Raw genomic sequence first — 26,032 nt, forward strand, 5'->3', positions numbered from 1 at the left:
CTGCTTATGAACAGTTCCTTCGGAACAGCCCACTACACGATGCGTATCGCCAGCATTCACTGTTGCTTGGACTTTATAACGTCCAACAGCCCTTTAAGGTATGCGATTCTCGTCTGCATACCAATGGCCCGACCCTTGATATCATCTGCTTGTGCGCCTAGTTTCGGAGGCTGAGATTCAGGGCCATCCTTTCCTGCTAATTTAGCAAACTCCACCTCAAGGAAATTAAGCATCTCATCAAGGTAGTCCATACGTTCATCATTTGTCTTGGACAACCACTCTACACTGGGTTCAATGCCCTTTTGTGAACCAAGAGCAGCATACGTATTCATTAACATAAACACGTTCCTCTGAGCATTTTCGACCAATTGCGACTCCATAACATGCTGCTCTGTGGCCGGAGTCGCCGGTGGATTAATTTTGGGTTTTAGATACTCGTAAGCGACGTTGGAGGCAAGTGTCGCGGGAGCCGCGAAGAGCGCGGTGATCGGCGCATTAATCAATGCGGTCTTGACCATATTGCGTATCTGAAGTGGTAGCGCTCGGCCTTCTTTCCCCGCCTTCAATACCGTCTCGACGCTTTCTTCAAGGCCGCTCTGCGAAAATGGTTCAGGCGTCTTTCCGTCTATGTGACCTGAGGTCGGCTGTGCAAATAACTGATCCCGCTTTTTTGCGTCTTGTTCAGCTTGCCACTTCTTCTGCTGTGCGTCTCTATATTCAACCTGTTCTGGAGTAAGAGTGGTCTCTGTAGTGGGAGCAGACCCAGGTTCTTTCTGACCAAGGACCTGTCCTTCCCCTTCAAATTTACCCACTTGTTTATCAATGTAAGTTTGATCGTAATCGGTCTTGCCACCGTCTCCCGACTTTGGTGTTGAAACGTCTCCTGGCTTAGGCCCATCCACTTTCCCTCCCCCAGGCACATCCACTTTAGGTGGTTTAGGTGGTTTAGGTGGTTTAGGTGGTTTAGGTGGTTTGGGGGGGAGAATTATTGAACCAATATCCCCAATAATTCCAAAAACGACAGGCCGCGCAACCGAATTTAAAAAAATCATAATATTCTACCTAATGATTGATTTACATTAGGAAGTCGTCCCTTACTCCCAATCACTAAGTAACCCAAAGAGCTAAAACAGTTCCGCACTACTTCAAGTAAAACTACACAACCATCCCGCCACCCACCAGCCGAAATATTTAATATTCACCCGATAACCTCCCCCACTTATCCCATTGCAATCATTGCTGGCTAGGCATCGTTTGGCTCAGAACACCAAACTGCACTAACTGGGGACCAAACGGTGTATTCTTGACGGTACTGTATGCATACCACGCCCCCTTGCGAAATATAGCGATCACCGGCATACGCACTCCATCAGACTCCACCTGATGGAAACCCTTGACGACATCACCTTCTTTATAAACTCTTGTCACATCATAAGTTCTATAATTCCCTTTTAATCGAGGCAGTATCTCGTCTGCATGCTTGTACAGTTTCTTCGCATCCTTACCAAGTGCCCCAAGCCCTCGGTAAACGTTTTTCGGGAGATCTATCGCATCGGTAACGCCTACGGAAGCGCCAACCCCAGCCAATATAGAACGCTTGAGTATCTTGCCTAACGACTTACCGGCCTTCGCCGCTTTTTTCGCGGCGCCAAGCCCGGGAATAAGAAATCCTAAAATATCGAAAACGATATTAGTAACCGCCCCTACAACCTGACCTTTGATCGCCTCATCAATTCCGTCATAAAAAGGAATAAGCGAAAGAAGAAAATCATTGACAGCTTTGTTACCCTTAATATTTTTTTCAATTATTGTTTCTCCGTAAGCCGCCCCTTTTAACTCACCGAAATTTTTCGTGAAAAAGTTCCCCGCCACTGACGCCAGCGCGCCATTTCGTCGAGAAAAATAAGGAACTTTTTCTTCCTCGCTAACACCGGTTAAATCCTGCTTATGATTGGTCTCACCAAATTTCTTGAAAACGTCATACGTGCCTGATACACGCGCCTTGGTACCCGAAGGAAAATATTTACTATCATCAAAATCTACTCGTTCTTGCGGTACACCCTGTTCCTTAATGAACTCTCCTGAAGTGGGATAATAACTGTAATATTCGACCTTGCCATCCGCCCCCTCAACTTTCATAAGGACACCATGCCCCCCTTCTAACGCCATGAGTTCACGCGGGGTTGGTTCTCGCAGCACTTCAGCGGGGTGCAGGCTCAGGCCAGTATTACTCTTTAACTCTGTCTCCAAGAATGGACGAGACAGTCCCATGAACGTTACATCTGATTTTTTTATACGCTCTTGCACAGCAAAAGGAAGCAAAGAAAGATGATATTTGAATAAAACAGCCCTCGCTGCGGTTTGACTTTTTGTGTACTCGCCAAACCTGTCAGAAAACTTTTTATCAATATCGGTTGCCAGCTCAGAAAAGCGCGACTTTATTGATTTCCAAGGGAGTTCCTTTTCATCTTTCGACACCCAGAAATCCAACCAATCTGGAAGACTGGACTTCGTCATGTAGACATCTAGGGGAGAGACGACATAGTTCTTGTCATTGATACTGCGCAAGCTTGCCTTAGTCGGATCGACATCCGGGAACACCCGCTTGAACTCCGCCAGCGCCACATCCCGTCGAGTCGGAGCCGGCTTCATTAGTTCAGCACCTGCCCACTTCAATTCCTTTTTCTGCTTTTCCAGTACCTCTTGTGATTTTTCAACCTCCTCGATCGTGTACTGCCCGTTGGGGTTGCTTTTAATCACCTGATTAACAATGCCCCACGCAGTAACTGCATCCTTTGATGCTGCTGCTAACTCGAAGTCACCGTCGAGAATTCCAAGCTGCGCCTCCGCGTACCTTATGACCTGACTGAACGTCATGTTCGCCGATGCGCCAGGCGCTTCCTGCTCTACCAATGCAACCGCTGTAGAGAAGGTCGTCCATGTATGAGAGCTATTAGCAAGATCAGGAGGAATGTCTTTCACCAGAAATTCAGGAGCAACGGCTGAGAGTAATAGCCGCGCAGCAAGCGGTGCTGCTGCAACTCCCACCTTGGTTTCAAGGTAAGCGGTAAAACGTTTAACGATTTCAGCAGCGCTAACCCCTGCATTGTCGAGTTGATAGAGGTTATAGCCTGCCAAGTTGAAACGGGACCTTCCAGAATTAGGATCAAGCTCTTGCACGAGCGCCGCAGTTAACGCCTCGATTGCAGCGGTCGGCGATTCGGCTAATCTGAGTTTCTCTTGTATGGCTTTACCCAATGCCTGCGCCTCGGGCGACCGAATGAGCTGGTCCAGTGCCGATGATGGATTGTGCGCAATATCCTTCTTTGCAGCCGGAGACAGCCCGGTGATCAGACTATGCAACAAACTACCTGCCCCGGCCCCTGCTTGAGGTTCTAGTGCTTGGTTTGCATGCTTGAGCTTCCAATCACCCACCACCGCCTTCATCTTGCGTACTAAGGTTTTGTTCAGTTGCCCGACAATATGCCTCACTCCCCCGGCGTCAGTTCCAGGCGACCGATGGACAAGGTCAAAGGACAGTGCATCAGCCAACGCATGCGCTTGCGTACTGTCGCCGGGAAGTTTATGCCCCTGCTTTTCAAGTAATTGCGCAAGACTCATTTCCTGACGCTGTTCGGTGAGATACAAACTTGACCGTCGGTCAATCGGTACCCTGGCGTTATTCAGATCGATCTTCCCGTCGGCATCGCCTTTCAGCGATCTCAGCGCCTCAAGAAGCGCATGACGGTTAGCGTCATTACCCAGCGCCTCATTCTGCTGCGCTAAAGCCTCTATAGAGCGCTGCGATGCATGCTGCAAAGGTGCAAACTCAAACGTGGCCCCTGCTTTCAATTTCTCCCGGTGCGCGGCGGCTTGCGAAGGAGAGAGGTCGATAGGTTCTCCATAGAATCGCCCCACTGTGTATGACGGCACCTTACCTTCCGGCCATGGATAATTGAACGCCTGTCCGGGCATTGGAGCGATTACCCTTGCAATCGACAACAGCACTCGAGAAATATCTGCCCAACCCGAATCGTCTTTAAGGGAGAACGTCTTCATCTTGCCATTGACTATCCCCGTCAACTCCCCGAGGTACGGATCCAGCTTGACACTTTTGAGATCAAGCCCCTGCTCTTTCGCCCACGCTAAAAATCCAGGACTTTTATATGCACTGTCCAATAAGGTGCGCCAACGTCCAAGTGTCGACTCTGGGGCAACTTGAATATCAGACTGCGCTATCGAGGTTTGATAGGAGCGCGTCGCTAATGCGATCGCGTAGGGTTTGCCCAACTGAGCGTCAGCCTTTGCACGCGTTTCAGGAGTGTCAGGCACTTGCGCGGAAGTTGTGTTGCCAACAACTGCACCAGTGCTGCTCGACTTGGTAGTAATAGAAGGATATTGCCCAGCCGAGTCACTCGCAAAGTTTGACGTTGGCCTGGTACTTTCTAAAGTTTTCATTTTCCACACCAAAGGACGATTTCAGATTAATAGCTGCTCGTACCCTGAGTGGCGAAACCCCATATAAATAATACAAATAAAATTCGAAAAACCTTATCAAAACGCTTCAAGCCTGAATATTGCCTTCACCTTACGCACCCCGTTAATCATGCACGTTACATTTGCAAACAACGTTCGATTCCGTACTTTCGCAACTTCCGATAAAGCGTATTGCGGCTTATTCCCAAACTTTCTGCCGTGTGGGACATATGCCAACGGTGCTGCTCCAAGGCGTTGAGCAACACCCCACGCTCTGCATTGTCCAGCGCGCGCTCCTGACGCGGCCCGACAGCCGCGCCCGCTCTCGCCTGACGAATGAAATGCGGCAAATCTTCGAACCTGATTTGCCCGTTCTCGCACAAGGCCACCAACGTGCGAAGGACGTTGCGCAATTGCCGAACGTTGCCAGGCCAGGCGTAGTCGAGCAAAGCGTGATGCGCCTTTTCCTCAAGCGCCACAACCTGTCCTGGCGCTTCATTCGCAAGCAAAAACGCCAGCAATTGCGCTTTGTCGCTACGTTCACGTAAGGGTGGCAGGGTAATTTCAACGCCGTTGAGACGATAGTAAAGATCTTCGCGGAAGCTATCGTTGGCCACACGTTCTGACAGGTTGCGATGGGTGGCGCTGATGATTCTGACGTTCACTGCCTGCGGGGCACCGCCGATGGGTACCACCACGCGATCGTCCAGCACCCTTAAAAGACGGGTTTGCAACGCAAGAGGCATGTCTCCAATCTCATCGAGAAACAGCGTGCCGCCGTCGGCCTGTAGTAATTTGCCGCGCATGCCTTCTCTCAACGCGCCGGTAAAGCTGCCGCCGCGATAACCGAACAGCTCACTTTCGATCAGGTTTTCGGGGATGGCAGCGCAGTTGAGAGCGACAAAAGCCTTATCGGCACGCGCGCTGGCCTGGTGCACTGCTTTGGCGAAAGCTTCTTTACCGCAACCCGTTTCGCCATTAATCAATAACGGCACGTCGCGTTCAAAGATGCGCAGCGCTCTACGGAAATCAGTTTGAAGGGCCGGGTCGACCAGGCATACACCTGAATGCGGCGCCACAACTTTTGCTGGTGGCGTCGGCAAGCTGCGGGCCTGGCCGCGCAATGCAGCGTATAACTGCCGACCATCGCAGCTACGCAATGGCCAGCTGGCTGTGGCGTTGGCACTGGCGCGACCGAGCAACTGGTCCAAAGCGCAATCGAACACTGCCTCCACCGAACGGCCCAGCAAGCCGCCACGCACCTGCCCCAACAGGTTCAGCGCACTTTGATTGACCGCACAGATGCGCCCCTCGCCATCGAACGCCAGCAACCCTTCGCTGAACAGCCCCACCGACTCGGCCTGCAGGTGAAAGCGCAACAGCCAGTGCTGTTCAAAGTGACGCAGGAAGTAACAGCTTTCGATCATCTTGGCCGACAGGTTCACCAGCGCCATGGTGTGGAACTGGCTCTGGCGCGACACCGCCTCACGAGCCGATGACACATCCAACACGGCAAGCAGCTCGCCATGGGGGTCGAATACCGGGCTAGCCGAACAGGTCAGCCCGGTGTGCCGGCCGCGAAAATGCTCATCGCGATGAATCGTCAAGGGTTGACGTTCAACCAGGCAGGTGCCGATGCCATTGGTGCCTTCGCTGGCCTCACTCCAATCGGCACCGAGCCACAACCCGGCGCGCTCGAAAACCCTACGCTCGGAGGGCGCGGTGACACAGTTGAGGATCACTCCGCGCGCATCGGTCAGCAGCACCGCGTGGCCGGCACCTGAGAGTTGTTGATGCAGGCTGTTCATCTCGCTGCCGGCGATTTGCAGTACTTGCTGCAGACGCTCACGGCTTTCGAGCAGGCGGCCGTGTTCGAGCACGGTGGGAGCGATGGTTTGCGCAGGGTCGAGGTGGTAATCCTCCAGGCACCGCAGCCAGGAACGCGCGATGGACGGATCGCTCGATGGGTCGCGGCCACGCGCCACTGTCAGGACTTGCTGGGCATGGCGACTGAAATGATCGTTGTGCATGTTCTTATTATTCTCCCGGCGTGAGAGCGTCCAGCATCCTCCAGGCCTGTGATGGATGCAATCCCGAGTGGGCCCACTGGCCATACGCTGTACCGCTTATGGCACAAACTGTCACACCCGCTGTATCGCGCGTGTCACAGCAACCCTTTGCAACAAAGCCCAACCCCTTGATTTATCTGGCCCACAACGCAGTGGCCCAACCTTTGCTCTACGCTTTACCAAGCGCTTGAGCGCTGCACTCCAATAAACATAAAAGCCAGGAGATACCCACCATGCGTTACGCACACCCCGGTACTGAAGGCGCGATCGTTTCGTTCAAGGCCAAGTACGGCAACTACATCGGTGGCGAGTTCGTTGCGCCGGTCGATGGCAACTATTTCACCAACACCTCGCCGGTCAACGGCAAGCCTATCGCCGAATTCCCCCGCTCCACTGCCAAAGACATCGATAAAGCGCTGGACGCCGCCCATGCCGCCGCCGACGCCTGGGGCAAAACCTCAGCCCAGGACCGCTCGCTGGTGCTGCTGAAAATCGCCGATCGCATCGAGCAGAACCTCGAACTGCTGGCCATCACCGAGACCTGGGACAACGGCAAAGCCGTGCGTGAAACCCTCAACGCCGACATCCCCCTCGCTGCCGACCACTTCCGTTACTTCGCCGGCTGCATCCGCGCCCAGGAAGGCACCAGCGCCGAGATCAATGAGCACACCGCGTCCTATCACTTCCATGAGCCGCTGGGCGTGGTCGGTCAGATCATTCCGTGGAACTTCCCACTGCTGATGGCCGCCTGGAAACTCGCCCCGGCCCTGGCCGCCGGCAACTGCATCGTGCTCAAGCCGGCCGAGCAGACGCCGCTGGGCATCAACGTGTTGATGGAAGTGATCGGCGACCTGCTGCCACCGGGCGTGCTGAACGTGGTGCACGGGTTCGGCAAAGAAGCCGGCGAAGCCCTGGCCACCAGCAAGCGCATCGCCAAGATCGCCTTTACCGGTTCCACCCCGGTGGGCTCGCACATCATGCACGCGGCGGCCACCAACATCATCCCGTCCACCGTCGAACTGGGCGGCAAGTCGCCGAACATCTTCTTCGCCGACATCATGAAAGCCGAACCGTCGTTCATCGAAAAGGCCGCCGAAGGCTTGGTGCTGGCATTCTTCAACCAAGGCGAAGTCTGCACCTGCCCATCCCGCGCGCTGGTGGAAGAGTCGATCTACGACGATTTCATGAAAGTGGTGATGAAGAAGATCGAGCAGATCAAACGCGGCGACCCGCTGGACACCGACACCATGGTCGGCGCCCAGGCGTCCGAGCAGCAGTTCGACAAGATCCTCTCGTACCTGGACATCGCCAAAGGCGAAGGTGCGCAACTGCTGGCTGGCGGCCAGGTCGAGAAACTCAGCGGCGACATGGCCGGTGGTTACTACATCCAGCCGACCCTGCTTAAGGGCACCAACGAAATGCGCGTGTTCCAGGAAGAAATCTTCGGCCCGGTGGTGAGCATCACCACGTTCAAGGACGAAGCCGAAGCCCTGGCAATTGCCAACGACACCGAGTTCGGCCTGGGTGCCGGCGTGTGGACCCGCGATATCAACCGCGCCTACCGCATGGGCCGGGCGATCAAAGCAGGCCGCGTATGGACCAACTGCTACCACCTGTACCCGGCGCACGCCGCGTTCGGCGGTTACAAGAAGTCCGGCGTGGGCCGTGAGACTCACAAGATGATGTTGGATCACTACCAGCAGACCAAGAACTTGCTGGTGAGTTACGACATTAATCCATTGGGCTTCTTCTAACTCACAACACCCTCCCATCTTTGAAATGCCATCAACTGTGGGAGGGGGCCTGCCCCCTCCCACATTTAGATATTTATAAGTACTTGCGAATACATCCGGCCCACAGAGGCCGAGTTAAAAACAATAACAATGAAAGGTACTTTTCCATGCCTAGCGAACCTACTGGATCTTCTGTCGACTTCGAAAAAGTCGACACCGACTACTTCCAACAACGCGAACTGAAAAAAGGCGCCGCCGGCTGGGTACTGCTGGTGGGCCTCGGCGTTGCCTACGTGATCTCCGGCGATTATGCCGGCTGGAACTTCGGCCTGGCCCAAGGCGGCTGGGGCGGCATGTTCCTCGCAACTTTACTGATGGCCACCATGTACTTATGCATGTGCTTTTCCTTGGCCGAACTGTCCTCAATGATCCCCACCGCCGGCGGTGGCTACGGTTTTGCCCGCAGCGCTTTCGGGCCCTGGGGCGGGTTTCTTACCGGAACGGCCATCCTGATCGAATACGCAATCGCCCCGGCCGCTATCGCGGTATTTATCGGCGCCTATTGCGAGTCGCTGTTCGGCATTGGTGGCTGGATGATTTATCTGGCGTTCTACATCCTGTTTATCGGCATCCATATCTTCGGCGTCGGCGAAGCGTTGAAGCTGATGTTCGTGATCACCGCCATTGCGGCGATTGCCCTGGGCGTGTTCCTTGTGGCTATGGTGCCGCACTTCAACATGGCCAACTTGCTGGATGTGCCGGTGACCGAAGCCAAGGGCGCCAGCACCTTCCTGCCCTTCGGCTACGTCGGGGTGTGGGCGGCAATCCCTTATGCGATCTGGTTTTTCCTCGCCGTGGAAGGCGTACCGCTGGCCGCTGAAGAAACCAAGAACCCCAAGCGCGACCTGCCCCGTGGCCTGATCGGCGCCATTGTGGTGCTCACCAGTTTTGCCCTGCTGATCCTGGTGATCGCACCGGGCGGCGCCGGCACCTATGCGCTGGTCAAATCGGGTAACCCGTTGGTGGAAGCACTGGCGTTGTCCTACGGCGGCTCGACCTGGATGGGCAGCTTCGTCAATCTGGTCGGCCTTGCCGGTCTGATCGCGAGCTTTTTCTCGATCATCTACGCCTATTCGCGGCAGATTTTCGCGCTTTCCCGCGCCGGCTACCTGCCGCGCAAGCTGTCGCAAACCAACAAAAGCAAGGCGCCGGTACTGGCGCTGGTGATCCCCGGCATCATCGGGTTCGGCCTGTCCCTCACTGGCCAGGGCGATCTGCTGATCCTGGTGGCGGTGTTCGGTGCGACGATTTCCTATGTGTTGATGATGGCTGCGCACATCACCCTGCGCGTGCGTCGCCCCAAAATGGAACGTCCTTACCGCACGCCCGGCGGCATTTTCACGTCCGGCGTCGCGCTGGTACTGGCCTGTGTGGCCGTGGTGGCGGGCTTTCTGGTGGATCCGCGGGTGGTGATTGGCGCGGCGATCATCTATGGAGTATTAATTGCTTACTTTGCTTTCTACAGCCGGCATCACTTGGTAGCAGGCACGCCCGAAGAAGAATTCGCCGCGATCCAGGCCGCAGAGGCCGCCTTGCACTAAGCCGTAAACCTCGACGCGGGCGCTGTTCATTCATTTGGCCCGCGTCGTCAAGGAGACACTGTATGGCAAGCTTTTCCCACGCGGTCGGTGCACAAACCTACCGCTTTGATAGCCTCAAAGACGTAATGGCCAAGGCCAGCCCCGCCCGTTCCGGGGACTTCCTGGCCGGCGTGGCCGCGCAGAACGACGGCGAGCGGGTGGCGGCGCAAATGGCGCTGGCGAATATCCCGTTGAAACACTTCCTTGAAGAAGCGCTGATTCCCTACGAAAGCGATGAAGTGACCCGTCTGATCATCGACACCCACGACAAACAGGCATTTAGCGCAGTCAGCCACCTGACCGTCGGCGGCCTGCGCGACTGGCTACTGAGCGACGCCGCCGACGAACAATCCCTACGCGCCCTGGCGCCCGGTCTGACGCCGGAAATGGCCGCCGCCGTGTCGAAGATCATGCGCGTGCAGGACCTGGTGCTGGTGGCGCAGAAGATCCGCGTCGTCACCCAGTTTCGCGGCACCATGGGCCTGCGCGGGCGCTTGTCGACGCGCCTGCAACCCAACCACCCCACGGACGAACCGGCGGGCATCGCCGCCAGCATTCTCGACGGCCTGCTCTACGGCAACGGCGACGCCATGATCGGCATCAACCCGGCCACCGACAGCATCGCCTCCATCTGCGCAATGCTGGAGATGCTCGACGCGATCATCCAACGCTACGAGATCCCCACCCAGGCCTGTGTGCTGACCCACGTCACCACCTCTATCGAAGCCATCAACCGTGGCGTGCCCCTGGACCTGGTGTTTCAGTCGATTGCCGGCACCGAGGCGGCCAACGCCAGTTTCGGCATCAGCCTGAGCGTGCTGCAGGAAGGTTACGAGGCGGGTTTGAGCCTCAAGCGCGGTACTCTGGGACAAAACCTGATGTATTTCGAAACCGGCCAGGGCAGCGCCCTGTCAGCCAACGCGCACTTTGGCGTCGACCAGCAAACCTGCGAAACCCGCGCTTACGCGGTGGCGCGGCATTTCAAGCCGTTTCTGGTTAACACCGTGGTCGGCTTTATCGGCCCGGAATACCTGTACAACGGCAAGCAAATCATCCGCGCCGGCCTTGAGGATCATTTCTGCGGCAAGCTATTGGGCGTGCCGATGGGCTGCGACATCTGCTACACCAACCACGCCGAAGCCGACCAGGACGACATGGATACCCTGCTGACGCTGCTGGGCGTGGCCGGGATCAACTTCATCATGGGCATCCCCGGCTCCGACGACATCATGCTCAACTACCAGACCACCTCCTTCCATGACGCGCTATACGCCCGGCAGACCTTGGGGTTAAAACCGGCACCGGAATTTGAACAGTGGCTGGCGAAAATGGGCATTTTCACGCAGGCCGACGGTAAGGTGCGCTTCGGCAGCAGCCTGCCTCCGGCTTTTCGCCAAGCCTTGGCGCAACTGGGATGAAGGAGCCTACCGTGCAACCCGACCTGCCCGACAACCCCTGGCTGGAACTGCGCCGCCTCACCCCGGCGCGCATTGCCCTGGGCCGCACCGGCACCAGCATTCCCACCAGTGCGCAACTGGATTTCCAGTTCGCCCACGCCCAGGCGCGCGACGCGGTGCACCTGCCGTTCGACCATGCGGGCCTGAGCCAGCAACTGGCCGAACGCGGGCGTGACAGCCTGTTGCTGCACAGCGCCGCCACCGACCGCCACAGCTACCTGCAACGCCCGGACCTGGGCCGCCGCTTGAGTGATGAATCGGCCCAGGCCCTGCGCGCGCATGCCCAGGCCAATCCGGGAGGCGTGGACCTGGCAGTGGTGGTGGCCGATGGCTTATCGGCATTGGCGGTGCATAAACACACGTTGCCGTTTCTGACACGCCTGGAGGAACAAACCCACGCCGAGGGCTGGTCGTTATCGCCAGTGATACTGGTGGAACAGGGCCGTGTGGCCGTGGCCGACGAGATCGGGCAATTGCTCGGCGCCAAAATGGTGGTGATCCTGATCGGCGAACGACCGGGGCTCAGCTCACCGGACAGCCTGGGCCTTTATTTCACCTACAACCCCAAGGTCGGCCTCACCGATGCCTACCGCAACTGCATCTCCAACGTGCGTTTGGAAGGGCTGAGTTACGGCATGGCCGCGCATCGCCTGCTTTACTTGATGCGAGAGGCGTGTCGACGGCAGCTGTCGGGGGTCAATCTCAAGGACGAGGCGCAGGTTCAGACGATCGAGTCGGACGATCCGGACCTGATGAAAGGGAATTTTCTGCTCAGCTCACCGGATGACCAATAGCGGCACGATTGCGCTTTTTGGCGCCATTAGGCAGCATCCGGTCACGGCCGCTTGTGTGGTCATACCCCATTTGGAAGTTGAGGCCTGGCATGCGGATTACTCAAGCGACCCTGGAACACTTGGACCTGTTGACCCCCTTGTTCGTCAAATACCGCGAGTTCTATGGGGCGCTGCCCTACCCGGACTCGTCCCGGGCCTTCCTGGAAAAACGCCTGCGGCGCAAGGAGTCGGTGATCTACCTGGCCCTGGCCGATGACGACGACAACAAGCTGCTTGGGTTTTGCCAGCTGTACCCGAGCTTTTCGTCGCTGTCGCTCAAGCGGGTGTGGATCCTCAATGATATTTATGTGGCCGAAGACGCACGTCGCCAATTGGTGGCGGACAACCTGATGCGCATGGCCAAGAAAATGGCCAAGGAGACCCACGCGGTGCGGCTGCGGGTGTCCACCAGCAGTGATAACCAGGTGGCGCAAAAAACCTACGAGTCGATGGGTTTTCGCGAGGACACCGAATTCAAGAACTACACGTTGCCGATCAGCGAAGACTGATGCCCGGATAGACACACCGTTATCGAGGGCAAGCCCTCTCCCACATTGATCTTATTGTCATGGCGGTTTTGCGACCGGTTCTGCGGGTGTAAATGCAGGGAAACGCTCCGAGCCAGGTGCCTTGACACTACTCCAATGTGGGAGGGGGCTTGCCCCCGATGACGGTCTGACTGCCCCACCACTTTCGCGAACACGCTGAATTGGTGGCAATCTGCAGACCGGGTTCCACGACATCCCCCGCTACAAAAGCCACACGCTTTTCACCTCCCGATCCGTATAATGCGCACCTTTCAGGGTTGTAAGAATCGCGGCATACACTTGTAGCCTTACTTACCCGAGCTTCCGCACAGGCCTGCTGAGTCGGGCCGTTCACACAGGTGCCATCCATGGATTTCAACCCGCTCGACCTTATCCTGCATCTCGATGTTTACCTCGATCTGCTGGTCACCAATTACGGTCCGTGGATCTACGCCATTCTGTTTCTGGTGATCTTTTGCGAGACCGGCCTGGTGGTCATGCCCTTCCTGCCGGGCGATTCGCTGCTGTTTATTGCCGGTGCGGTGGCGGCCGGCGGCGGTATGGACCCAGTGTTGTTGGCCGGCCTGTTGATGCTGGCGGCGATCCTTGGCGACAGCACCAACTATGTGATCGGGCGAACCGCCGGCGAGCGTTTGTTCAGCAACCCGAATTCGAAGATCTTCCGCCGCGACTACTTGCAAAAAACCCACGATTTCTATGACAAGCACGGCGGCAAAACCGTGACTCTGGCGCGCTTCCTGCCGATCCTGCGTACCTTTGCGCCGTTCGTCGCCGGCATCGCCAAAATGCCGTACGCCCGCTTTTTCGGCTTCAGCGTGCTGGGTACCGTGCTGTGGGTCGGCGGCCTGGTGACTCTGGGGTACTTCTTCGGCAACGTGCCGTTTATCAAGAAAAACCTGTCGCTGCTGGTGGTGTTCATCATTCTGCTGTCCTTGGTGCCGATGATCATCGGCGTGTTTCGCAGCCGCTTTGGCCGCACCAGCTCCGAAGCCAAACAGCAGTAACCGGCGATGTGGTCCCTCAGCGCCTGGCGTCGTCGGCGCCTGCTGGCCAAGCACCCGATTGCCGACGAAACGTGGCAGCGGGTGCGCCATCACCTGACCTTCCTCGACGGCATCAGCGCCGAGCAGGACCAGTGGCTGCGTGAAGCCTGCGTGGTGTTCCTCGCCGAAAAACACCTCACCGCCCTGCCCGGCGTCGACTTGCATCAGGAACAACGCCTGCTGCTCGCCGCCCAGGCGCAACTGCCGCTGATGAACCTTGGCGACCTCGATTGGTATCAAGGCTTCCACGAAATCGTGCTGTACCCCGACGACTTCCTCAGCCCGCAGCGCCATCGCGACGCCAGCGGCGTCGAGCACGAGTGGGATGGCGAGCACAGCGGCGAAGCCTGGCAACAAGGCCCGGTGATCCTCGCCTGGCCCGGCGTGCTAGCCAGCGGCCAATGGGAAGGCTACAACCTGGTGATCCACGAACTGGCGCACAAGCTCGACATGCTCAACGGCGACGCCAACGGCCTGCCGCCGCTGCACAGCGACATGCGCGTGCAGGAGTGGGCCAGCGTGATGCAAAGCGCGTTTGATGACCTCAATCGCCAGTTGGATGCCCACCCCGATGCCGAAACGCAGATAGACCCGTACGCGGCGGAAAACCCGGCGGAGTTCTTTGCCGTTACCAGCGAATATTTCTTCAGCGCCCCGGATTTGCTGGTCGACAGTTATCCCCAGGTATACGCCCAACTCAGCCGCTTCTATCGCCAGGATCCCCTGGCACGCCTCACCCAACTGCAAGCCGCTGACCCGCGCTATCAGCCACAAGGCGAATGACCGTACGACGTCTGGCGCATGGCATCGGCGTCAGAATGTGCCTATAATCGCGGCCACTTTTAGGCCAATCCGGCCAAGTTTCTTGGCCAACTAACGGGGGCAACGCCCAATGAGCTACAGCAAGATTCCGGCTGGCAAAGACCTGCCGAACGACATCTACGTCGCCATCGAGATTCCGGCCAACCACGCGCCGATCAAATACGAAATCGACAAAGACAGCGACTGCCTGTTCGTTGACCGTTTCATGGCCACCCCGATGTTCTACCCGGCCAACTACGGTTTTATCCCCAACACCCTGGCTGATGACGGTGACCCCCTCGACGTACTGGTCGTAACCCCTTACCCGGTTACCCCTGGCTCGGTTATCCGCGCACGCCCAGTCGGCATCCTGAACATGACCGACGACGGTGGCGGCGATGCCAAAGTCATCGCAGTGCCTCACGACAAACTGTCCCAGCTGTACGTGGACGTGAAGGAATACACCGATCTGCCGCCACTGCTGCTGGAACAGATCAAACACTTCTTCGAGAACTACAAAGACCTCGAAAAAGGCAAATGGGTGAAGATCGACGGTTGGGGCAACGCAGACGCCGCCCGTGCCGAGATCATGAAGTCGGTGGCTGCCTACAAAGGCTGATACCGAATCCTCATTGTCTGAGGCCATCAAAAAAAGCCCCGTTCATTCGGGGCTTTTTTTTGGAAAAAATAAACGCACAGTTCAACAACCAGCAACTAACGTTTAATCACGCAATAAAAATGAAAAAATAGGCCACAACTAAGCAAAAACCTACAAGTGCAAATCAACGCATGGTTTATTTGATTAGTTTTCTCGGCCAGTAAACTCTGCGTTTATGAATAAATCAGGTGATCGTTTAAAAGCGCTACTGCGGGAAGTTCATCTTTCCGCTTCCGACTTCGCCAAGAACCGCGGTGTCACACCTCAACATGTGAACAACTGGTTCAAACGCGGCGTGCCCATGGGCCGACTCAATGAGATCGCAGAACTGCTCTGTGTCTCCAGCCGTTGGCTACGCACCGGCGAAGGCCCCAAACACCCACCGGCCAACTTCCTGCTGGAAGGCCCCGGAACACGGAAAGGACTCCCCACCCGCGAAGAAAGTGGCAAATACCTTACAGGCCCCGCCTGCCCGCCGGAAAAACTGGATGTGGAGATCCCCCTCCACCCCACCTTCACTTCAACCGAACGTATTCGCATCTCTGTGCACGCTCTCAAAACCCTCAACATCAATCCCGACCGCGCGCTGGGCGCCTATATGGTCGACAACAGCATGATCGACATCATCCAGCAAGGCGCCAGCCTCGCCATCGACAAAGGCCGCACCCAAATCATTGACGGCGAAATCTACGCCGTCGAACACGACGGCATGCTGCGCATTAAATACCTCTACAACCGGCCTGGCGGCGGTTTGCGCATGCGCAGTCACAACGGCAGCGAACACCCGGATGAATACCTCACCCACGAGGAACGCTTCGAACAGAACTTCGAGATTGTAGGCTGGGTGTTTTGGTGGTCCACCCTCAACAACCGCCGCCCTCCGGTACCGCTAGATGAGCATCTATTAGGCTGGGAAGGCTCTAAATCGGACACGGAGGTGGGCAACTGAGAGGAATGTGGGTATCATCCGCCGCACATTTGGCAGGGGGTGGCCCAAGGCTACCCACCCTGCTCGGCGAAGCGGAGGAGTTCCCGCGGATGCCCCTACTATTCAGCCCGACGCCATGTGGGCTGAGCGATTTGAAGGCTGGTAAGGTTTGTCAAAAACAAATTGAAGCAGTCCCCGAGAAGCCGGCCACAAGCCGGCTTTTTAATGCCTGATAAGTATCCCAACTCAATTGTCCAACAGCGGTTGGACAATTGAGTAATCAAAAGCGGGCTGCTATACCCTGCCCTTCTCTCAGTCGCCTTATGCGGGCCGCATACACTCCACAGCCCGATCCGCCACCACCTTCGCCATCTCCACCAGATGCATCACCGCCCTCTGCGGTGCAGCCACCGGTTCCCCAAACAATTGCGAAGTCACCACCGCATACTGCAACAACTCAGCCACGCGCACCCAGGCATCTTCAAAGCTCAGCTCTTCATTGACAGTAAAAGGGTTGGTCGCAGGCGATGAGAGCGAATTCGAAACAACGTTATCCATAGCAAACCTCCAATCGATAATTTGGAGCTGCCACTTCTCGCGACTAAACAAAAGGCGGCAGCTGTACGCAGGTTAGTCGACCGGTCGATTGGAAACCCGGCGCACCCGGAGGTGCCCTGCGCACAGCCACCATAAGATGCAGGCGAAGGGGGGCCTGACTCATGAGTTGCTTATGCGCCAATCGAATCCGGGCGACTAAACCCGATCACTGAATAGGCAGTGACGGACCGCAGCCTAGTCACTGAATTTCGCTGGCGCAATGCGGTTGGGATTCTCTCGGAAACGTCCTGCAAATGAAAAGGATCAGCCCTGCTGGCCCTTTAAGCGCCAGCCTCAATCCAATATCAAATGCGGCAAAAACCGGCTCGAATCCTTGGTAATCAAACTATTATCCTCCCGCACCCCAATCCCCGCCGCCTGGTCCCCGATCACCCAGGACCCAATCAACGTATAGCTGTCCCCAAACCGCGGCAACGGCGCAAATTCCTGCAGGATAAACGGCGCATCCGTGTAGGGCCCGTCCTCCTTCACAACCAGCCCATCTGCAGTTTGCAGCTCAATGTTGGCGCCTTCCCGCGAGAAAAACGGCTTGCGCACCCATCCCTTCGGCACCGCTTTACCCGGTTCGGTATCCAGATGGGCGGCGAGCAGATTCGGGTGGCCCTTGTTGAATTCCCACAACAGCGGCAGGATGCCTTTATTGGAAATGATGGATTTCCACGCAGGCTCGAAAAACTGGGTATCACTCTCGGCAATCGCGGCGCCGAAGGGTTCGTGGAAGATGAATTCCCAGGCGTGCAGTTTGAACAGGTGGGGAATCCAACGGTCCTGGAGGTCGACGAAGCGGCCTTCGGGGGTCAGGCCGATGTCTTCGATGTCGATGTGGCGTGATTCGATGCCGACTTTTTCCGCGACCAGGCGCAGGTAGTCGGTGGTGCCTTTGTCTTCGACCGAGTCTTTCATCGAGGCGAAGTAGAACGGCTGGTTGACCTGCAACTGCGCGAAAGCCTGGTGCAGTTTGGTGTCGATGCTGTTGAACTGGTCGGCATGCTTGGGCAGCAGGCCGCGCTCGATGCATTGCTCCAGCCAGCCCCACTGAAACGCCGCAGCCTCGTAAAGGCTGGTCGGTGTGTCGTAGTTGAGCTCCAGCAGCTTGGCGGGGCCGGTGCCGTTGTAGGAGAAATCCATGCGCCCATACAGGTGCGGATGACCTTCCAGCCATGACGTTCTGATCATGTCGAAGAAAGGCGCGGGGATGCTCAGGCGTTCGAGCAGTTCCTCGCTCTGGACGACGCGTGCCACGAGGTCCATGCACATGTCATGGATCTCGGTGGTCGGGTCTTCCAGGTCTTGCTCGATTTGCTTGAGCGTGAACTGGTAGTACGCGCTCTCGTCCCAATAGGGTTCGTTGTCGATGGTGTGGAACAGAAAGCCGAGGCTGTCGGCCGTCTGTTTCCAGTCATGACGCTCTGCGCAATGGATCTTCTTCATGCCCGGGATTTCCTTAACTGCTCGACCCGCCGCCCCAGCCGCTGCGTGCGCTGGCCTTGCTGCCGAAACCGCCACGGGAGGTGGCCGACGCCACGGAGCCCGACGTGCCGGAGGAGCGCAGCGTGTTGGTGTAATTGCTGCTGCCATACCGGGCCTGGTTCGAGCGGCCGAACGTGGCGCCATTGGAGGCGCGCTGATTGAGCGTCGAGTTGGCGTAGTCGCCGCGATCATCGCGATAGCGATACACGGGCTCAGAGCGGTAGCTGTTGCGATTGCTGCTCAGCATGTTGCCGATCAGCAGACCGGTCAGCAGGCTGCTGGTGGAGAAGCCGGAGCCGCCGCTTGCCTGAGCGTTGCCCGCCTGAGCGTTGGCAGCGTCGACCTGGGATTGTGTCACCTGGCCTTCGGCGGTCAGCTCGAAACCGCCCAGCTTGGGAATGAACTGGCCGTTGGAGTCCAGTTGGCACCAGCCGGCGACAAAGTCGGCATCGCAGTCGGCCTGGCTGGCGTACACCGGGGCGATGCGGCGATGCTCGGCCATGGCGGTCATGTAGGCGTCCGAGCAGACGTCCACCGGAAGCTTTTCATCGGCGCATTGCTGAACGGACTGGAAGTTGTACTTTTTCTGCAGATCGTAGGTTTTTTCCGTCGGCCCGCAGCCGGAAATCGCCATGGCGACCGACGCTGCCAGCGAAAGCTGGACGTACTTGCTTCGTTTCATCGGGAGCTCCGTGCGCAATCAGTTCTGGGTGGGCGTCATGCAGGCGGCATTCAACATGCCGACGCTGATAGCCACGGCGGCCACGTAGATGCCTGCCGCGAGCTCGCCCTTCCTGATGCGCTCGGACGTGCCTTTGAGCACCAGGCTGGTCAGCAGAAACGCCAACAGTTGGACGACGGCCGCGATCACTGCCCAGACGACGAAGTCGAGAATGCTGATCGAGTAGGCAATCACATTGCTGGCCGGAATGGCGAACCCGACGATGGCACCGCCCAGGGCAACGGCTGCGGAAACATTGCCTGCACGGATCAGTTCGAATTCTTTGTGCGGGGTGATGCGGGTGTAGATGAACTGGAACAGTGCGAACAGTACGGCAGCGCCCAGTATGTAGGTCACAAACCCGAGCACAGCGGTTTTGTTCAATGAAATGGAGAGAGCTTCTAGCATGTGTTTCTTCCTTTTTTAGAGCGCTTTCAAGTCGGTTGTGTACAGCGAAATGCCCAGCGATGTGCTCAGGCTGACGGTGCCTTCAGCGTCTTCCTCGACGGAAAACAGCAGGAACTCACGTCGATCGGTCAGGCCTGTATCCCGTGCGTATAGCATCGAACGGTGCTCAACGCTGTAGGCGTCTTCGGGGTTGATCACCTGCTCACTCATGGCCACCAATTCTGTCTGACCTTCCTCGCTGCCCCATACACGCGCGTATTCGACGCCGTTGTGGGTGTAGGTCGGCAAACCGATCAGACTCTGCGGCCCCGCCAGGCGGCGCAGTTCGGCCTCGCTGCTGAGGGTGACGTAACTCAGGTAGTTGAACAGGATCACCGACTCGACCTGCCCGGTGATATCGCCCGTGGTGTGCACCTGCAGCCAGTAATCTTCGTCGTTCATGTAATAGCGCGAAAGCCAGGTCGACAGCCCGAGGTCAACGGTGCCGTTGCTCCAGATTTCCTGGGTGCCGGGGATGATCACCGTGGTTTTGCCGTCGAGCAGCAATTTCAGGCTCGTGTCGAATATCACGCCTTTGCCCGGCGCCAGGCCCAGCGGCCCGGTGGTCGGCACGGCTTGGCCAGGCCCTTTCGATTGTGTATTGGCGTGCGGGGCCTCAAGCCCCATCAACTGTTTAAACCATCCCATTGGAGATTTCCTTGAGGCGGGTGGAGGCGATGTAGAAGAGTTCGCCACCTGCAACGCGCGTGTTGCTGGGCGGGTTGATCGAGGGTTGCGGGGCACCTATGGCGCGATAGCCGATGAGAGTGGCGTTATGGCGTTCTTTCATTTGGGTGTACAGGTCGCCGAACTTGGCCTCAAAGGCCTCGGGCAATTTCATCAAGTATTGGGTGGCACCCTGGCCCACGCACAACAGCTCATTGATGACCACCGACGAGCCCGGATCCTGGGACGCGCGCACCAGCATTTCGATAGCCATGCTTGATGTGCATTCCAGGCTCGGGGCGTAGGAGCTGGCCAGGGCGGCAATTTCGCTTTCATTGAAGTGGGCCACCACATGACCGACCGGGCTCAGTTGATTCACCGCCAGCACGGTGGCCAGCGTCAGATCATCAGACGGAGTGCGCACCAGCACACGCTCGGCACCGGGCACGCCGGCACGCAGCAATAACGCTGTGGAAGACAGGCTTTCGCCACGGATGAACGCCGCCTTGCCCGGCATTGGGTTTTCTTCGAGGGTGCAATCGCAAATGACGATCAGGTTGTCGTTCGAGGTCTCGTCCTGGAGCAACAACTCAATGACTCGCTCACTGGACGCGCCCTCCCAGCCAATGAGCACGGTATGACCGACCTTACCGGTGAAATCGCCTTTGCCCTTCATGCCTTTTCTCCATGCATCGATGACAGTGCTGGTGGTTTTGCCGATGGCTGCCGTCAGCAGCGCAATGCCCCCGAGCATCACCCAGGCAGCCACGAACACGCGCCCCGCCGAGGTCTGCGGCGCAAGATCGCCATAGCCGACCGTCAGCGTGGTGGTGAGGTAGAAGTAAATAAATGTGGCGGGAGCGGTGAGGTGCTGTTCGCCCAGGTACACCAGGCCCAGGTAGGCGGTGATCAGGTGTATCCCCAGGGCGATCACCAGCCCCGCCCAACCGAAGCGGTGAAAGAGCGAGGAAGCGTACCTGCGCAACAGAAGAAAAATCGACACGTTGTCCCTGGCTCCTTGGGTACTTGATTACCTGATGACGTTGTCGCCTCGACATCGGGATGCTCAAGCGCGCTCAGCCGGCATTAAACCTGCTGCGTGGTTTGGAGAGAAGTACCTTGGCTGCAATAAATCCGGCGAATGCGCCAAACAGATGCCCTTCGAAGGAAACACCCTGGCGAGGCAGGAAGCCAAGGATCAAGCCGCCATACAGTGCCGCGACGACAGCGGCCGTTATCAGGTTGCCCCAACTCCTGTGGAACCAGGCGCGAGACAACAGGTAGGCCCATAGCCCGAAGACCCAGCCGCTGGCGCCCACGTGTATGCCGGCAAAACCGAACAGCCAGACCAGCAAGCCACCCAGCACAATGATGATCGCGCTGACGGTCACAAACCGATTGAGCCCTTCGATCATCACCAGGCTGCCCAGCATCACAAAGGCAATCAGGTTGGCGCTCAGGTGGGCGAACGAGCCGTGCAGAAACGGTGACGTGAGAATGCCGGGCAGCCCCTGCAGCGTTCTCGGGATCAGGCCAAACGCCATAAGGCTGTAACCGGTCGCCACATTGAGCAGTTGCAGCGCGACCATCAAGAAGGCCAAGCCTGCGATTGTCTTGAAACCCTTCAGGGCATCCATCCTGACCTCGATAAAAAAGGGAGGGCAGACACTGCCCTCCCAGCGGCGACGTTGCTTACTCCGCCGACTTTTGCTTCAGGCGCTCCAGAATCGCATTGGCGCTGCCTTCATCCGGCGTGATGCCGGCGTCGCGCAGCTTGCGCTCCAGATCGGTCCCCGTCGAAGCGTCAGCCAGCTCATCCTGGGCTTGCAGTTCAGCGGCGCGTTGCTGCTGCTTGGCCTGCAAACGATTCAGCGTACCGACGGCGGTTTCCAGCTTGCCGTTGGCACCGCCGCTGGCGATGGAGGCGCTGACCTGGGCCTTCTGTACGCTGTCGCGAGCCTTGGCCATATCCACTTGCTGGCGCAGGCTTTTGATCCGGCTTTCGGCCTTGGTGATGTCCTTGCGCATGCCTTCCGCATAGCCACCGAACTCAATGGCTTGCTTATTCTCGACATCCCGCTCGTTGGTCAGGGTCGAAATCGCTTCGGCCACTTCCAAGGCGAGGTCTTCACGATTGGCCTGCAGGGCCGCCACTGCCTTGGACTCCAGGTCCTTGATCTTGGCGTCGTACTCGTTGACGCGATCAGTCGCCAATTTGTGCTTGGCCATGATGCTGACCAGCTCACGCTTGGCGTTGGCCAGCGCGGTGTCGGCATCGCGAATTTCCTGATCGAGGATGCGCAGGGCCTGTTGGTCGACGATCGATTCGCCGACTTCGTTGGCACCGCCACGCAGCGCGGTGAACAATTTGCTCCAGATGGACTGAGTCATTGGATACTCCCGAGTACTTAATTGAAGAAACGTTCGAAGGCTTCGCTGGCGCGCTGCACGTTGTCGACCAGGGTTTTCACCTCGGTCACGATATTGGTCAGGCTGGAGTCGGAGCTCAATGCGCCGAACATGTTGTAGACCACTTGCCCGTTCGGCATGGTCTCGATACCGATCGAGGACAGCGGGAACATCTCCCGGCTGCGCAACACCGCGTCATTGAAGGTTGCGACATCGTTGATGGACTCGGCATCGACCAGCACGGTATCGACGATGATCTGCTCGCCCACCACCGCGATGTAAATCGGCAAGCCACCGAAGTCGTTCATTTCCAGCTTGATGCTGGACTCGGAGCCTTGGACCAGAGACAGCGTAATGTCCTTGGACACCACCTCGTCCAGGGCCTGAAGAGCGGTGAAGAGGCGATCGATATTCCAGTTGGTACCTGCGCTCATGAAATTCTCCGACATGAATGAACCAGCCAGAATCGGCTGGCGAAGCTGTTTCTCCATTTGCTTGAGCAGGCTTCGATTTTCGGGAAGCACCCAAGTCTCGTGTTTCACATAGCCGGCGGCCGCCAGGCCTGCGCGCATCTGCTTCATGTAGAAGCTCGATGGCTTTTTGACCGACGGTTTCAAGCGCTCTCCTTGAAGACGGGTTGAATCGGTATCGGCCCCTGGGGACGGGCTCGATGGAGAGCTGCTTTTCATGGTGCTGACCTCGCTGTGAAAAACTCACGCGTGAGAAAATCTACAGGCAATTTTCAGCAGGCTCAATAGCTCACGCGTGAGATTTTTTGTCGTACTTCTTTCACTGACACTAAAGGTCGCTGCTGCTAAATGACCGAAATTGTCACCTTTGAGTTGACGGTATTACCCATATCAGACGATTTATCATGCCGTCACCACCCATTAATCTGTGCCCATGTTGAACGCAACGCCCTAACCCACTTAAACAAAAAGGATTCAACCATGAGCACTGCAACCTACAACCGCCTCAACAAAGACGACGCCATCGTACTGCTGGTCGACCACCAGACCGGCCTGATCTCTCTGGTTCAGGACTTCTCGCCCAACGAGTTCAAGAACAACGTACTGGCCCTGGCCGACCTGGCGAAGTTCTTCAACCTGCCGACCATCCTTACCACCAGTTTCGAACAAGGCCCCAACGGCCCGCTGGTGCCGGAGCTGAAAGAGATGTTCCCGGACGCGCCGTACATCGCCCGCCCTGGCCAGATCAATGCGTGGGACAACGAAGACTTCGTCAAAGCGATCAAAGCCACCGGCCGCAAGCAGATCATCATTGCCGGTGTAGTCACGGATGTCTGCGTAGCGTTCCCGACCTTGTCGGCGCTGGCGGAAGGGTTTGAGGTGTTTGTGGTAACCGATGCATCCGGCACGTTCAACACCACGGTGCAGCAAGCGGCGTGGAGCCGGATGACACAAGCCGGTGCACAGTTGATGAACTGGTTCTCGGTGGCTTGTGAGCTGCATCGCGACTGGCGTAACGATATCGAAGGGCTGGGCAATCTACTGTCTCAGCGTATCCCGAACTATCGCAACTTGATGAATGGGTATGCGGCGCTGACGGCGCATCAGAAGTAAGCCAGCCTTACCGTGCGATAAGCCTGCCCTGAAAAGCAGGCTTTCGTTATTCAACCGAGCTTCCAACTTTGAGAACCACAGCGCACTGCTCTTCAATCAGCATAATCGCCATTTGAAGTAGCCCCCAACTGTGATTGGGGCTGACTATTGCGCGACCTTCATAAGCCCTTTCTGATTTTCCCCACCGTTCATCCAGCCGCTTTTTACTGCGGCAGACTCCGACGCCTTGCCCTCTGCCGAGACGTCACGGATGACCCACGCTTCCCACATTGCCTCTATCGAACATGAGCTGGATGGCTTTCATCAGAGCCTGGTGACTTATCGCCAGCAGATGGGCGCCTGGTATTCGCGGGCGCTGGATTCGGTGAGCCATGCGGCAGATATGCCGTCGTTGCTGGAGATGGATCGGGTGTTGCACGTCGGTGACTCGCAGACAACCGTGAGCATGAGCGACCCGAACTTCATCGGCAGTGTTGCCGTGTGCCAGTTGGGCGGCGAGCTGAAGATAGAGAGCAAATTCGACTCAGTGTATGACGTGCCGATTGGCGACATTCCGGTCGAGGTGATCGGGCTGGATGACGGCAGTTCCACGCGGGTCATGTTGGATGAGCACGGCAGGGGCTCACACCACTGCGCCGCTGGCGGGCGCTATCAGGTGCGGGTACAGGGTGGCGTTTCCCAGGAGCAGGTTGACGCGTTGTTCGCCTCCTACGCCGGGCTGATGGCGGACCTGGAGCGGTGGCTTCGCGAACAGTGGCAAGGCTTCAAGCCGCATTGGCAGCAGTCCACGGCCAGTGCGATTGGCAGCGGCGTGCTGGCGGGCAGTTGGGCCGCGATCCGGGACGTGTGGGACAGCATCAAGCTGGTGCAGGCGATTCTTGAAAACCCGTTGAAGTACGTCGAACAGCTGGGAGCCGAAGCGGCCAAGCTGGCACAAGTTGCCACCGATGCGCCCAAGGTCATGGAACAGGCAATGTTGCTCGCCAGTGATGAGGCGGCGCTGTTCCTGCTGGTGCGCACGGCGATGATTTGGTTGGACGCATTGCCGCCCAGTGAGATTGCGCAAGTGGCCGCTGAGTTTGTGGTGTCGCTGCTGATTGACCTGGTGATTGGCGCGGTGCTGACCATCGCATTGCCGGCGGCAGCTGTGGCGTATTTGAGCCTGCGGTTGGCCAGGTATGGCGCACAGATTGTTAAAGCGGCTGTTGGTTTTGTTCAGAGCGTGCTGGCGATTCTGACGAGGTTCATGCAGGCGGTGGATCGCTACAAGGCGGTGGCGGTTCGCGGTGTGGTCGGCAGAGTGAAGCAAGGCACGCTGCAGATGCGCTGGCGGGCGCGGCAGAACGCGGTGCTGAAGCAAAAAGAGCCTGTGGATGATGTGCCCGTTTCGGGGAAAAACCCGAACGGCGATGCGGCGGCTTCTGCGGATAAAACCGTCACTAACGGCTGCCCCGTGTCGATGGTCACCGGCGAGGAATTGCTGACCCTGACTGATGGTGTTCTGGATGGGCTTTTGCCGTTCGAGTGGACGCGCCTGTATCGCACCAGTGCGGTGGAAGTCGATGTAGGACTGGGGTTTGGCTGGAGCCATGGGCTGGCGCAACGGCTGGTGGTTTCAGGCGATTCGGTGGTCTGGAACGACCATGAAAACCGCTCTATCTCGTTTCCAATGCCCACCGTTGCGCGACCGGCAATCACCAATAGCCTGGCCGAAGCGGCGATCTATCTGGGCGCTTCGCCGGATGAGCTGGTGCTGGCCCAGGCATCGCGGTTCTACCACTTTCGCGACGGTGTGCTGACGGCGATCAGCGATGCGTATGACAACCGCCTGCGAATTTTCCGCGATGTACTCGGGCGTATCGAGCGGGTGGATAACGGGGTGGGTCGCTCGTTGTTTCTGCGCTATGGGGCTGGGCGCATTGTCGCGGTGGA

23 protein-coding genes are annotated in these 26,032 nt (G+C 57.5%); 11 read left to right on the plus strand and 12 right to left on the minus strand.

Annotated elements, in window-relative coordinates; translation table 11 throughout:
- Positions 1 to 56 precede the first annotated feature (56 nt).
- The 3 genes from ACFZPT_RS18255 to ACFZPT_RS18265 form a co-directional block, all read right to left on the minus strand.
- Entirely contained in the window at positions 57 to 1,052 is a 996-nt protein-coding gene (locus ACFZPT_RS18255; RefSeq protein ID WP_379555490.1) for a hypothetical protein, read from the minus strand.
- Between the two features lie 181 nt (positions 1,053 to 1,233).
- Entirely contained in the window at positions 1,234 to 4,458 is a 3,225-nt protein-coding gene (locus ACFZPT_RS18260) for a hypothetical protein (RefSeq protein ID WP_143506528.1), read from the minus strand.
- Between the two features lie 155 nt (positions 4,459 to 4,613).
- Positions 4,614 to 6,506: a sigma-54-dependent Fis family transcriptional regulator gene (locus ACFZPT_RS18265; RefSeq protein ID WP_034115220.1), complete on the minus strand. Its 1,893-nt coding sequence runs from the start codon at positions 6,504 to 6,506 to the stop codon at positions 4,614 to 4,616.
- Positions 6,507 to 6,778: 272 nt separating this feature from the next.
- Between ACFZPT_RS18265 and ACFZPT_RS18270 the strand changes: the two genes are divergently transcribed.
- From ACFZPT_RS18270 to ACFZPT_RS18310, 9 genes are all read left to right on the plus strand, one after another.
- Positions 6,779 to 8,299, plus strand: a complete 1,521-nt coding sequence (locus tag ACFZPT_RS18270) for an aldehyde dehydrogenase family protein (protein ID WP_034115221.1) — start codon at positions 6,779 to 6,781, stop codon at positions 8,297 to 8,299.
- Between the two features lie 146 nt (positions 8,300 to 8,445).
- Positions 8,446 to 9,879, plus strand: a complete 1,434-nt coding sequence (gene eat / locus ACFZPT_RS18275; RefSeq protein WP_034100934.1) for an ethanolamine permease — start codon at positions 8,446 to 8,448, stop codon at positions 9,877 to 9,879.
- 62 nt (positions 9,880 to 9,941) lie between these two features.
- Complete coding sequence (locus ACFZPT_RS18280; RefSeq protein WP_034100935.1) at positions 9,942 to 11,336, plus strand: ethanolamine ammonia-lyase subunit EutB; 1,395 nt, start codon at positions 9,942 to 9,944, stop codon at positions 11,334 to 11,336.
- Positions 11,333 to 12,169 carry an ethanolamine ammonia-lyase subunit EutC gene (gene eutC, locus ACFZPT_RS18285; RefSeq protein ID WP_034100936.1) on the plus strand — a complete coding sequence of 279 codons (837 nt, stop codon included), beginning with the start codon at positions 11,333 to 11,335 and terminating at the stop codon, positions 12,167 to 12,169. The genes ACFZPT_RS18280 and eutC overlap by 4 nt, the downstream gene beginning before the upstream one ends.
- Positions 12,170 to 12,258: 89 nt before the next feature.
- Positions 12,259 to 12,717, plus strand: coding sequence for an N-acetyltransferase (locus ACFZPT_RS18290; RefSeq protein ID WP_034115222.1), 459 nt, complete (start codon positions 12,259 to 12,261; stop codon positions 12,715 to 12,717).
- 386 nt (positions 12,718 to 13,103) lie between these two features.
- Complete coding sequence (locus ACFZPT_RS18295) at positions 13,104 to 13,760, plus strand: DedA family protein (RefSeq protein ID WP_034100938.1); 657 nt, start codon at positions 13,104 to 13,106, stop codon at positions 13,758 to 13,760.
- A gap of 6 nt (positions 13,761 to 13,766) precedes the next feature.
- Positions 13,767 to 14,582, plus strand: coding sequence for a zinc-dependent peptidase (locus ACFZPT_RS18300; RefSeq protein ID WP_034115223.1), 816 nt, complete (start codon positions 13,767 to 13,769; stop codon positions 14,580 to 14,582).
- A gap of 109 nt (positions 14,583 to 14,691) precedes the next feature.
- Entirely contained in the window at positions 14,692 to 15,219 is a 528-nt protein-coding gene (gene ppa, locus ACFZPT_RS18305) for an inorganic diphosphatase (protein ID WP_003176323.1), read from the plus strand.
- A 214-nt stretch (positions 15,220 to 15,433) separates the two neighbouring features.
- Positions 15,434 to 16,207: a S24 family peptidase gene (locus ACFZPT_RS18310; protein WP_034115224.1), complete on the plus strand. Its 774-nt coding sequence runs from the start codon at positions 15,434 to 15,436 to the stop codon at positions 16,205 to 16,207.
- A gap of 300 nt (positions 16,208 to 16,507) precedes the next feature.
- Here the strand turns inward: ACFZPT_RS18310 and ACFZPT_RS18315 are convergent, their stop codons facing one another.
- The 9 genes from ACFZPT_RS18315 to ACFZPT_RS18355 all read right to left on the minus strand — a co-directional run bounded on the left by ACFZPT_RS18315 (position 16,508) and on the right by ACFZPT_RS18355 (position 23,098).
- Complete coding sequence (locus ACFZPT_RS18315; protein WP_034115225.1) at positions 16,508 to 16,744, minus strand: hypothetical protein; 237 nt, start codon at positions 16,742 to 16,744, stop codon at positions 16,508 to 16,510.
- A 333-nt stretch (positions 16,745 to 17,077) separates the two neighbouring features.
- The gene (locus ACFZPT_RS18320) at positions 17,078 to 18,235 is read right to left on the minus strand and encodes a glutathionylspermidine synthase family protein (protein ID WP_034115226.1); all 1,158 of its coding nucleotides are present in this window, start codon (positions 18,233 to 18,235) and stop codon (positions 17,078 to 17,080) included.
- A 13-nt stretch (positions 18,236 to 18,248) separates the two neighbouring features.
- A complete protein-coding gene (locus tag ACFZPT_RS18325; RefSeq protein ID WP_034115227.1) occupies positions 18,249 to 18,956 on the minus strand; it encodes a DUF1190 domain-containing protein in 708 nt (235 codons plus the stop codon).
- A gap of 18 nt (positions 18,957 to 18,974) precedes the next feature.
- Complete coding sequence (locus ACFZPT_RS18330; RefSeq protein WP_034115228.1) at positions 18,975 to 19,403, minus strand: DUF350 domain-containing protein; 429 nt, start codon at positions 19,401 to 19,403, stop codon at positions 18,975 to 18,977.
- Positions 19,404 to 19,418: 15 nt separating this feature from the next.
- Entirely contained in the window at positions 19,419 to 20,090 is a 672-nt protein-coding gene (locus tag ACFZPT_RS18335; RefSeq protein WP_034115229.1) for a DUF2491 family protein, read from the minus strand.
- Positions 20,077 to 21,111: an ion channel gene (locus ACFZPT_RS18340; RefSeq protein ID WP_034115230.1), complete on the minus strand. Its 1,035-nt coding sequence runs from the start codon at positions 21,109 to 21,111 to the stop codon at positions 20,077 to 20,079. The genes ACFZPT_RS18335 and ACFZPT_RS18340 overlap by 14 nt, the downstream gene beginning before the upstream one ends.
- A gap of 73 nt (positions 21,112 to 21,184) precedes the next feature.
- A complete protein-coding gene (locus ACFZPT_RS18345) occupies positions 21,185 to 21,745 on the minus strand; it encodes a rhomboid family intramembrane serine protease (protein ID WP_034115231.1) in 561 nt (186 codons plus the stop codon).
- Between the two features lie 55 nt (positions 21,746 to 21,800).
- Positions 21,801 to 22,499 (minus strand): PspA/IM30 family protein, encoded by a 699-nt coding sequence (locus tag ACFZPT_RS18350; RefSeq protein WP_034115232.1) that lies wholly within the window; start codon positions 22,497 to 22,499, stop codon positions 21,801 to 21,803.
- A gap of 17 nt (positions 22,500 to 22,516) precedes the next feature.
- Positions 22,517 to 23,098, minus strand: coding sequence for a YjfI family protein (locus ACFZPT_RS18355; RefSeq protein WP_034115237.1), 582 nt, complete (start codon positions 23,096 to 23,098; stop codon positions 22,517 to 22,519).
- Between the two features lie 369 nt (positions 23,099 to 23,467).
- Between ACFZPT_RS18355 and ycaC the strand changes: the two genes are divergently transcribed.
- Positions 23,468 to 24,100: an isochorismate family cysteine hydrolase YcaC gene (gene ycaC, locus ACFZPT_RS18360; protein ID WP_034100941.1), complete on the plus strand. Its 633-nt coding sequence runs from the start codon at positions 23,468 to 23,470 to the stop codon at positions 24,098 to 24,100.
- Between the two features lie 250 nt (positions 24,101 to 24,350).
- A partial coding sequence (locus ACFZPT_RS18365; RefSeq protein ID WP_379556253.1) for a DUF6531 domain-containing protein occupies positions 24,351 to 26,032 on the plus strand: 1,682 nt, incomplete at its 3' end.

The sequence above is a fragment of the Pseudomonas sp. MD330_10 genome (assembly GCF_042610415.1).
Classification (GTDB): domain Bacteria; phylum Pseudomonadota; class Gammaproteobacteria; order Pseudomonadales; family Pseudomonadaceae; genus Aquipseudomonas; species Aquipseudomonas rhodesiae.

What these genes read in the sequence shown, in the direction of transcription:
- ACFZPT_RS18310 (WP_034115224.1), top strand. Translation starts at nt 15,434, where the DNA reads ATGAATAAATCAGGTGATCGTTTAAAAGCGCTACTGCGGGAAGTTCAT.
- ppa (WP_003176323.1), top strand. Translation starts at nt 14,692, where the DNA reads ATGAGCTACAGCAAGATTCCGGCTGGCAAAGACCTGCCGAACGACATC.
- ACFZPT_RS18315 (WP_034115225.1), bottom strand. Translation starts at nt 16,744, where the DNA reads ATGGATAACGTTGTTTCGAATTCGCTCTCATCGCCTGCGACCAACCCT.
- ACFZPT_RS18320 (WP_034115226.1), bottom strand. Translation starts at nt 18,235, where the DNA reads ATGAAGAAGATCCATTGCGCAGAGCGTCATGACTGGAAACAGACGGCC.
- ycaC (WP_034100941.1), top strand. Translation starts at nt 23,468, where the DNA reads ATGAGCACTGCAACCTACAACCGCCTCAACAAAGACGACGCCATCGTA.
- ACFZPT_RS18260 (WP_143506528.1), bottom strand. Translation starts at nt 4,458, where the DNA reads ATGAAAACTTTAGAAAGTACCAGGCCAACGTCAAACTTTGCGAGTGAC.
- ACFZPT_RS18290 (WP_034115222.1), top strand. Translation starts at nt 12,259, where the DNA reads ATGCGGATTACTCAAGCGACCCTGGAACACTTGGACCTGTTGACCCCC.
- ACFZPT_RS18255 (WP_379555490.1), bottom strand. Translation starts at nt 1,052, where the DNA reads ATGATTTTTTTAAATTCGGTTGCGCGGCCTGTCGTTTTTGGAATTATT.
- eutC (WP_034100936.1), top strand. Translation starts at nt 11,333, where the DNA reads ATGAAGGAGCCTACCGTGCAACCCGACCTGCCCGACAACCCCTGGCTG.
- ACFZPT_RS18325 (WP_034115227.1), bottom strand. Translation starts at nt 18,956, where the DNA reads ATGAAACGAAGCAAGTACGTCCAGCTTTCGCTGGCAGCGTCGGTCGCC.
- ACFZPT_RS18295 (WP_034100938.1), top strand. Translation starts at nt 13,104, where the DNA reads ATGGATTTCAACCCGCTCGACCTTATCCTGCATCTCGATGTTTACCTC.
- ACFZPT_RS18265 (WP_034115220.1), bottom strand. Translation starts at nt 6,506, where the DNA reads ATGCACAACGATCATTTCAGTCGCCATGCCCAGCAAGTCCTGACAGTG.
- eat (WP_034100934.1), top strand. Translation starts at nt 8,446, where the DNA reads ATGCCTAGCGAACCTACTGGATCTTCTGTCGACTTCGAAAAAGTCGAC.
- ACFZPT_RS18300 (WP_034115223.1), top strand. Translation starts at nt 13,767, where the DNA reads ATGTGGTCCCTCAGCGCCTGGCGTCGTCGGCGCCTGCTGGCCAAGCAC.
- ACFZPT_RS18355 (WP_034115237.1), bottom strand. Translation starts at nt 23,098, where the DNA reads ATGAAGCAGATGCGCGCAGGCCTGGCGGCCGCCGGCTATGTGAAACAC.
- ACFZPT_RS18335 (WP_034115229.1), bottom strand. Translation starts at nt 20,090, where the DNA reads ATGGGATGGTTTAAACAGTTGATGGGGCTTGAGGCCCCGCACGCCAAT.
- ACFZPT_RS18330 (WP_034115228.1), bottom strand. Translation starts at nt 19,403, where the DNA reads ATGCTAGAAGCTCTCTCCATTTCATTGAACAAAACCGCTGTGCTCGGG.
- ACFZPT_RS18345 (WP_034115231.1), bottom strand. Translation starts at nt 21,745, where the DNA reads ATGGATGCCCTGAAGGGTTTCAAGACAATCGCAGGCTTGGCCTTCTTG.
- ACFZPT_RS18280 (WP_034100935.1), top strand. Translation starts at nt 9,942, where the DNA reads ATGGCAAGCTTTTCCCACGCGGTCGGTGCACAAACCTACCGCTTTGAT.
- ACFZPT_RS18270 (WP_034115221.1), top strand. Translation starts at nt 6,779, where the DNA reads ATGCGTTACGCACACCCCGGTACTGAAGGCGCGATCGTTTCGTTCAAG.
- ACFZPT_RS18350 (WP_034115232.1), bottom strand. Translation starts at nt 22,499, where the DNA reads ATGACTCAGTCCATCTGGAGCAAATTGTTCACCGCGCTGCGTGGCGGT.